Annotated in this window: 7 protein-coding genes; 2 read left to right on the top strand and 5 right to left on the bottom strand. The window is 66.7% G+C overall.

Features of this window, described 5'->3' with window-relative positions:
* Window positions 1-386: hypothetical protein (locus BGO62_RS06515; RefSeq protein ID WP_296640425.1), on the bottom strand; the 386-nt coding region annotated here is incomplete at its 3' end.
* Between the two features lie 52 nt (window positions 387-438).
* Window positions 439-1533, bottom strand: a complete 1095-nt coding sequence (locus tag BGO62_RS06510) for a DUF4931 domain-containing protein (RefSeq protein WP_296640422.1) — start codon at window positions 1531-1533, stop codon at window positions 439-441.
* A gap of 173 nt (window positions 1534-1706) precedes the next feature.
* On the opposite strand from BGO62_RS06510, the gene BGO62_RS06505 reads away from it, so the two are divergent.
* Window positions 1707-1988 carry a hypothetical protein gene (locus BGO62_RS06505; RefSeq protein ID WP_296640419.1) on the top strand — a complete coding sequence of 94 codons (282 nt, stop codon included), beginning with the start codon at window positions 1707-1709 and terminating at the stop codon, window positions 1986-1988.
* A gap of 2 nt (window positions 1989-1990) precedes the next feature.
* Complete coding sequence (locus tag BGO62_RS06500; RefSeq protein ID WP_296640417.1) at window positions 1991-2242, top strand: hypothetical protein; 252 nt, start codon at window positions 1991-1993, stop codon at window positions 2240-2242.
* Here the strand turns inward: BGO62_RS06500 and BGO62_RS06495 are convergent.
* Genes BGO62_RS06495 through bamB form a run of 3 tightly spaced genes read right to left on the bottom strand, consistent with a single transcriptional unit; the run spans window position 2208 to window position 6834 of the window.
* Window positions 2208-4217: an EAL domain-containing protein gene (locus tag BGO62_RS06495; protein WP_296640415.1), complete on the bottom strand. Its 2010-nt coding sequence runs from the start codon at window positions 4215-4217 to the stop codon at window positions 2208-2210. The two genes, BGO62_RS06500 and BGO62_RS06495, sit on opposite strands and share 35 nt — an antisense overlap.
* A gap of 7 nt (window positions 4218-4224) precedes the next feature.
* Window positions 4225-5634, bottom strand: a complete 1410-nt coding sequence (der, locus tag BGO62_RS06490; protein WP_296640413.1) for a ribosome biogenesis GTPase Der — start codon at window positions 5632-5634, stop codon at window positions 4225-4227.
* Window positions 5635-5679: 45 nt separating this feature from the next.
* On the bottom strand, window positions 5680-6834 hold the full coding sequence (gene bamB / locus BGO62_RS06485) for an outer membrane protein assembly factor BamB (protein WP_296640428.1): 1155 nt from the start codon (window positions 6832-6834) through the stop codon (window positions 5680-5682).

Genomic DNA, 6834 nt, shown 5'->3' with positions numbered 1-6834 from the left:
CCGGAGAAGGTGCGCATGCCGAACTCGGTCACCATCGGATTGCCTGCATACCGGGAATGCGCGGCCAGATCGGCGATATGGGACGGCGCACGGGTATGGTAGACGGCATGGCACAGCGACACATCCACCGCCTGCCTGCTGCCTTCCGGGAATACCCCCAGGCGGTCGCTGACATAGCGCGCGGTGCAGTGCTCGCCGAGCTCGCCCAGCACCACCAGATCCATGTCCAGCACTTCGGCCGCCATCTCCAGCATGGCGCGGATGCGCTCGGCGTCGCCCAGGCCACCCTGCACCGACAGCTTCCACAAAGCATTCAGGCGGTCGACGTGCGTTTCGCCATGGCTCGCCAATGGCGCGTGCGGACTGGATTGGTTGGCTCGCTGCATGAGTGCCGTTGAGGCTGGTTAACAGGCCGCCATTCTAGCCTTGCCGCGGCCGTTACAAATCCACTGCACGCAAACGCTCGGCGGCCTGTTCCGGGTTGATGGTGTTGACGAACAGCCCCGAGCCCAGCTCGAAGCCGGTCGGGATGGAGGTGCGCGGGCAGATTTCCAGGTGCCAGTGGTAGCTCGGCGCATTCGCCTGCCGCTGGCTGTCGTGCGGAACCGAATGCAGGAAGAAGTTGTACTGCGCGCCGCCGATGACGGCATCCAGTCGCGCCATGGTGCGCTGCATGACCCGCGCCAGGTCGGCCAGATCCTCGCCGCGCACGTCGAGAAAATCGGCCTGGTGCGCCAGCGGCAGGATGTGCACTTCCCATTCGTAGCGGCTGGCGAAGGGCTTGATGGCGATGAACTTCTCGCCGCGCTCGACCACGTACTGGCCGACGTTGATCTTGCGCCGCACCGCCCCCGAACTGCGGTCGTAGATCGTCGCCTCGAAAGTCAGCGCCTCGTCGATCAGCGCGCAGAAGATGCAGTGGTGGTGCTTGGCGTAATGCGCGGCGCTGTTCCTCACCTCGGCGTCGACGTTCTCCGGCACCACCGGCATGGCGATCACCTGGCTGTGCGTGTGCGGGATCGAGGCGCCGGCGGCGGGGCCGAAATTCTTGAAGATCAGCACGTACTTCAGCCGCTCGTCGGACTCGAACAGCTGCCGCATGCGCGTCTGATAGATGCCGAACAGCGCGGCGAGGTGCGATTCGGCCATGTCGTGCACGGCGATGCCGTGCTCGTGGTGGTCGATGATGACTTCGTGGCGGCCGTAGCCGTCGATGGTCTGCTGCAGGCCGAAGTTGAAGCCGGCCTGCTCGCGGTCGTCGCCCAGCACCGGATAGAGGTTTTCCACCATGCGAATCTGCCAGTCGCCCTCGAGCGGCCAGCGCAGGATCACCGGCGGCGTCTTGTGTTCGTTGCCGCGGCAGAACGGGCAGGTTTCGACATGCTTGCGGGTGTCGCGCGGCGCCAGTTCCTCGGCTTTTTTCGGGCGCATGCTGCGCGCGGTGGCGACCAGCACCGATTCGCTCGGCACGACGGGATTGATGCGGATTTCGCGGACTTCACCATCGTTATCCGGGGTGTTCGGGTCTGACATGCGGTTTCTCCTTATGGCGGGAAGCATAAAGCAGACGCCCGGCAGTGGCGGTTCATTCTGCTTATGCCCCCAGTCAGGCTTTTTATCCCCCGCTTCCACCAGGGCCTTGCGTTGACGAAGCCCCGGCCGGCGCCGACAATACCGAATCTTTGCCGTATTCCGGAGCATTCCCCATGGACGAAAAAGCCCTGCACGACGAGCAGCGCCTGATGCGCATGATGCGCAAAACGCTCACCTCCATCGTGCGCGACACCGCGCCGCGCGACGGCAATCCCAGCCCGCTATCCGAGGCCACCGTGCTCGGCATCAAGGATTGCCTGCTGGTGATTTCCAGCCGCGAAACCGAACTCGCCCAGCTTACCGGCCGCACCCTTGAAGAGCGTCCGCATTTCAGCGACGAGACGCCCAACACCCACGCCGTCAAGATCAGCAGCATCCCGAAAAAAACGCACTGAGCATGCCGCAAGCCACCAGCCTGTTCACCGATGTCGAATCCAGGGTCGTCGGCACCTCGGCGGTGGTGATCTATTCGCCTTCCGGCAAGAACCGCAAGCGCTTCCCCGAGGGCGTGGTCGAGGTCTACGCCAGCGAAGCCGAGGCGCTGGCGCACGCCGACCCCGCAAAAAATCGCCATGCCGCGATCGCCAGCGGCCCGTCGCGCTCGTCGGAAGGCTTCAAGCTGTTCTATCTGGTGCGCTGGCTGGATTGAAGCCGTTCCGCCAGTCGGCCAGGCGTGGCAGCAGCGCGGCTTCGGCGAGCGGCGGCGCAAAGTAATACCCCTGGACGTCGTCACACCCCAGGTCCCGCAACAATTCGACCTGGGCTGCGCTCTCCACGCCTTCCGCCGTCACTTTCAGGCCCAGCGCCCGCGCCATTCCCACCATGCTGGCGACAATGGCGCGGGCCTCGGCATCCTCGGCCATGTCCGCGACAAAACTGCGGTCGATTTTCAGACGGGTGGCGTCGAGTTTCCGCAGATAAGCCAGGCTGGAATAGCCGGTGCCGAAATCGTCGATCGCCAGCCCCACCCCCTCTTCCGCCAGGCGATGCAGCAACGCCGACCCGGCGAGCGTCTCCTGCATGATGGCCGACTCGGTCAGTTCCAGTTCCAGCAGCGCCGGCGGCAGCTCGGTTTCCTGCAGCACCGCACCCAGCCGTTCCTCGAACCCGGGGCGGCGCAACTGCAGCGCCGAGACGTTGACCATGACCGGCACGGCCGGCGCCCCCTGCTTGTGCCAGCGCCGCGCCGCCCGGCAAGCCTCGGCGAGAATCCAGTCGCCGAGCGGGACGATCAGCCCGGAATCCTCGGCAACGGGGATGAAGCGTGCCGGCTCCACCCACCCCCATTCGGGATGACGCCAGCGCACCAGCGCCTCGACCCCGGCGAGCGCGCCGTGCGCAAGCGAAAACACCGGCTGGTAGAACAGTTCGAATTCGCCGCGCGCCAGCCCCTGGCGCAAGCCGGTTTCGGTGGACAGGCGCTCCCTTGCGCGTGCATTCTGCAGCGGGTCGGCGAACTGGAAAGTATTGCGGCCGCCATCCTTGGCCGCATACATGGCGCGGTCGGCACAGGCCAGCCAGCCCTCGGCATCCAGCGCGTCGTCGGGATACAGCGCGATGCCGACGCTGACCCCCACCGACACGCTCTGGTCGCCGACCGCGATGGGCTTGGCGAGCTCGGCGATGATTTTTTCGGCGACATGGCGCGCATCGTCGTCGTCCCGGATTTCAGGCAGCAGGATCACGAACTCGTCGCCGCCCAGCCGGGCCACCGTGTCGTCCTCCCGCACCAGCGCGCGCAATCGGCCGGCCACCGCGCACAGCAGTGCATCGCCCATGGCATGGCCGAGCGAATCGTTGACGTTCTTGAAACGGTCCAGGTCGAGGAACAGGATCGCCGCCCGGCTTCCCATCCGGTGGGCGTGCGCCAGCGTCTGCGTCATGCGGTCGGCCAGCAGGCGCTGGTTGGGCAGGCCGGTCAGGCTGTCGTGATAGGCCTGTTCGTACAGCCTGCCTTCCGACGCCATGAGCCGCGCGTGTTCCCTGCGCGCGCGTGCCCGCATATAAAACAACAGGCCGGAGGTCAGCATGAACACCAGCGTTGCGCCGAGCGGCAGCATCGCCGCATGCAGCAGCGTTCGCCGCCATTGGCTGGCATCGACGTCCAGCCCCAGCACTGCGATGGTTTGCCCGGTCTGCGGGTCGACATGTGGCACCAGTGCGCTGACCCATACCCCCCAGCTATCCCTCAGCGGGCCTTCGGTCATCGGCCGGTTGCCGGAAAACAGGGCGACCAGCTGCTCGGTCGCCTCGCCGTATACCGTGCCGGAAGGTGAAAAATCGGATGAATCGGCCGGTTCGGAGTCCACCAGAAAACGGACTTCGCCCGCGTCATGCCATCCCAGCAGATACACGAAACGGTACTGCGGGCTGACGCTCCGCAACGCCTCGAGCTGCCGCTTGAGGCGGGCATATTCCTCGCGCGCGGCGTCGCTTGCCTCGCCGCGCAGCGCCTTCACCGCCGTCCAATCGAGCGAACGTTGCATCAGGCGCGCCTCGGTCAGGAACTGCACCCGCATTCCCGCATCGGCCGAACGAACCACCTGCAGCGTGAAGGTCAGCCCCGTCAGTACGCCGCCCAGCACCAGCAGCCATGGCCAGATTCCGCGCATCAGGCGCCGCACCAAGCGCTCAATCCGCGCCGTAGACCTTGCGCCGCACCCGCTTCTTGCGCCGCATCCGCGTCGCCTCGCTTTCGCTCAGCGGTGCGCGCGCCTTGCCTTCAAACGGGTTCTTGCCGCTGTCTTCCTTGACCTGGATGCGCAGCGGCGTGCCCTGCAGCTTGAAGGCCTTGCGGAAACTGCTTTCCAGATAGCGCTTGTAGTCGTCGCGCAGACCTTCCAGCGCGTTGCCGTGCAGGATGATGACCGGCGGGTTCTTGCCGCCCTGGTGGGCGTAGCGCGGCTTGGGGCGGAACAGTCCGTTCTTGGGCGGTGCGTGCTGCTCCACCGCCATCTCCAGCACCCGCGTGAGCTTGGGGGTCGACAGCTTGATGAAAGCGGCGGCGTGGGCGGCCTCGACGTCCTTCAGCAGGTTTTCCAGTCCCTTGCTCCTGAGCGCCGAAATGTAGTTGAAGCGCGCGAAATCGAGGAAGGCCAGCTTGCGTCCGATATCGCGTTTGATGTCGTCGCGCTGCTCGGCGGAAAGCCCGTCCCACTTGTTCACCGCGACCACCAGCGCACGCCCGGTTTCCAGCACGAAACCGGCCAGGTGCGCGTCCTGCTCGGAGATGTTCTCGCGCGCGTCGAGCACCAGCACCACCACGTTGGCATCCTCGATCGCCTGCAGGGTCTTGATGACGGAGAATTTTTCCACCGTCTCGAACACCTTGCCGCGGCGCCGCACGCCGGCGGTGTCGATCAGGATGTAGGGCTTGCCGGCGCGCTCGAACTCGACGTAGATCGAATCGCGCGTGGTGCCCGGCTGGTCGAAGGCGATCACGCGCTCCTCGCCCACCAGCGCATTGACCAGGGTCGACTTGCCGACATTGGGACGCCCCACCAGCGCGATCTTGGGAATGCCGAAGTCGTCGGACTGTTCTTCCTCTTCCGGGAACGGCGCCAGCGCCTCGGCGACCAGATCGGATATGCCGTCGCCGTGCGCCCCCGAGATCGCCAGCGGCTCGCCCAGCGCCAGCTCGTGGAATTCGGCGGTCACCACCGCGCGGTTCATGCCTTCGGCCTTGTTGACGGCCAGCAGCACCGGACACGACGCGCGGCGCAAACGGTCGGCAATCACCTTGTCCTGCGGCGTCAGGCCGGCGCGTGCATCGACCATGAAAACGATGGCGTCCGCCTCGTCGATGGCCTGCAGCGTCTGCCGCGCCATTTCAGCGAGGATGCCGTCCTTGGCCACCGGCTCGAGACCGCCGGTGTCGACCACCAGATAGGGTTTGCCGCCGACGCGCCCGCGCCCGTAATGGCGGTCGCGGGTCATCCCCGGCAGGTCGTGCACCAGGGCGTCGCGCGTGCCGGTAAGGCGGTTGAACAAGGTGGACTTGCCGACGTTGGGACGTCCGACAAGAACCAGAGTGGGAAGCATGGCTATCCTTGCTGACGCGCCGGCAAGGCCGGCACGTTGTGTTGTTTATTTGAGTCTGAAAGCGACGACATGGCCCTTGGCCGTCTGCACCGCGAAGCCGGGGCCGATGTCGACCGGCGCCGTGCGCACGCCGCCGTCGACCCTGGCACGCGCAACGAAACTGCCGTCTTCGGCCGACAGCACATGCACCACGCCTTCGCCGTCGGCCACCACCACCCAGGCGCCCAGCGCCAGCGGCGCGGTGACCTGGCGGCGCGCCAGCTTGTCCTGCCGCCAGCCGGCACGGCCGCTGGTCTTGTCGTAGGCGGTCACGGCGTCCTTGTCGTCGGTGACGTAGACATTGCGCTCGTCCATCGCCAGCCCGCTGTTGCTGGAGGCGTCGCGCGCCCACAGCGGCGAGCCGTTGCGGCGATCGAAGCAGGCCACCCGCCCCTGATAGGTAACGGCACACACCTGCCGTTCATCCACCACCGGATTGCCCATCACGTCGGCCACCCGTTCGAGTTCGGTCGCTCCGCGCGGCAGCGCCACCGTGGCTTCCCACAGCTGCGCACCGTTGGCGGCGTTGAGCGCGACCAGCTTGCCGCCGGGGAATCCGGCGTAGAGCACGTCGTCGCGCACCGTCATGCCGCCCGATCCGCGCAGGCTCAAAGCCGGCAGGTTGCGGCTGTACAGCCATTTGCGGCTGCCGTCCGCGGCGGCCAGGCCATGCACGCGGCCATCGCCAGTGCGCGCGATAACCATGTCGGCTACCGCCAGCAACTGCCCGCTCACCTCGCTCGACAGCGGCACTTTCCAGCGCACCTGTCCGCTGGCGAAATCGAGCGCCAGCAATTCGCCCTTGCTGCCGCCCGCCAGCACCAGGCCCCGGCCCGCGCCGGCCCCGGCCGAAAGCTTCACTCCGGTATCGGTGCGCCACACCATGTGGCCGTTGGCCACGGCGATGCGCACCACCCGGCTGCCGCCGGCGGCCAGCACATCGTCGCCTTCGGCTTGCGGGCGGAACAGGCGGCCATCCGAGTCGCCGGTTTCGCCTTTCCAGGCCTCGCCGAGACTGGCGCTGGGCTTGAACTCGACCAGTTCGGCGGGTTTGGCCTTGGCCGGGCCGGCACCGAACCAGCCGCCCACCGTGCTGGTCATCGAGCCGACTGCGCCGCACCCCGACAGGAACAGCGCCAGGCCGGCGGCAATCAAACGCAT

The sequence above is a fragment of the Thiobacillus sp. 65-1402 genome (assembly GCF_001897685.1).
Taxonomy (GTDB): Bacteria; Pseudomonadota; Gammaproteobacteria; order Burkholderiales; family Thiobacillaceae; genus Thiobacillus.
This window is presented reverse-complemented; position numbering and strand designations above follow the sequence as displayed.

Coding starts and splice junctions, on each gene's coding strand:
- BGO62_RS06505 (WP_296640419.1), top strand. CDS start 1,707: ATGGACGAAAAAGCCCTGCACGACGAGCAGCGCCTGATGCGCATGATG.
- bamB (WP_296640428.1), bottom strand. CDS start 6,834: ATGCGTTTGATTGCCGCCGGCCTGGCGCTGTTCCTGTCGGGGTGCGGC.
- BGO62_RS06500 (WP_296640417.1), top strand. CDS start 1,991: ATGCCGCAAGCCACCAGCCTGTTCACCGATGTCGAATCCAGGGTCGTC.
- BGO62_RS06510 (WP_296640422.1), bottom strand. CDS start 1,533: ATGTCAGACCCGAACACCCCGGATAACGATGGTGAAGTCCGCGAAATC.
- der (WP_296640413.1), bottom strand. CDS start 5,634: ATGCTTCCCACTCTGGTTCTTGTCGGACGTCCCAACGTCGGCAAGTCC.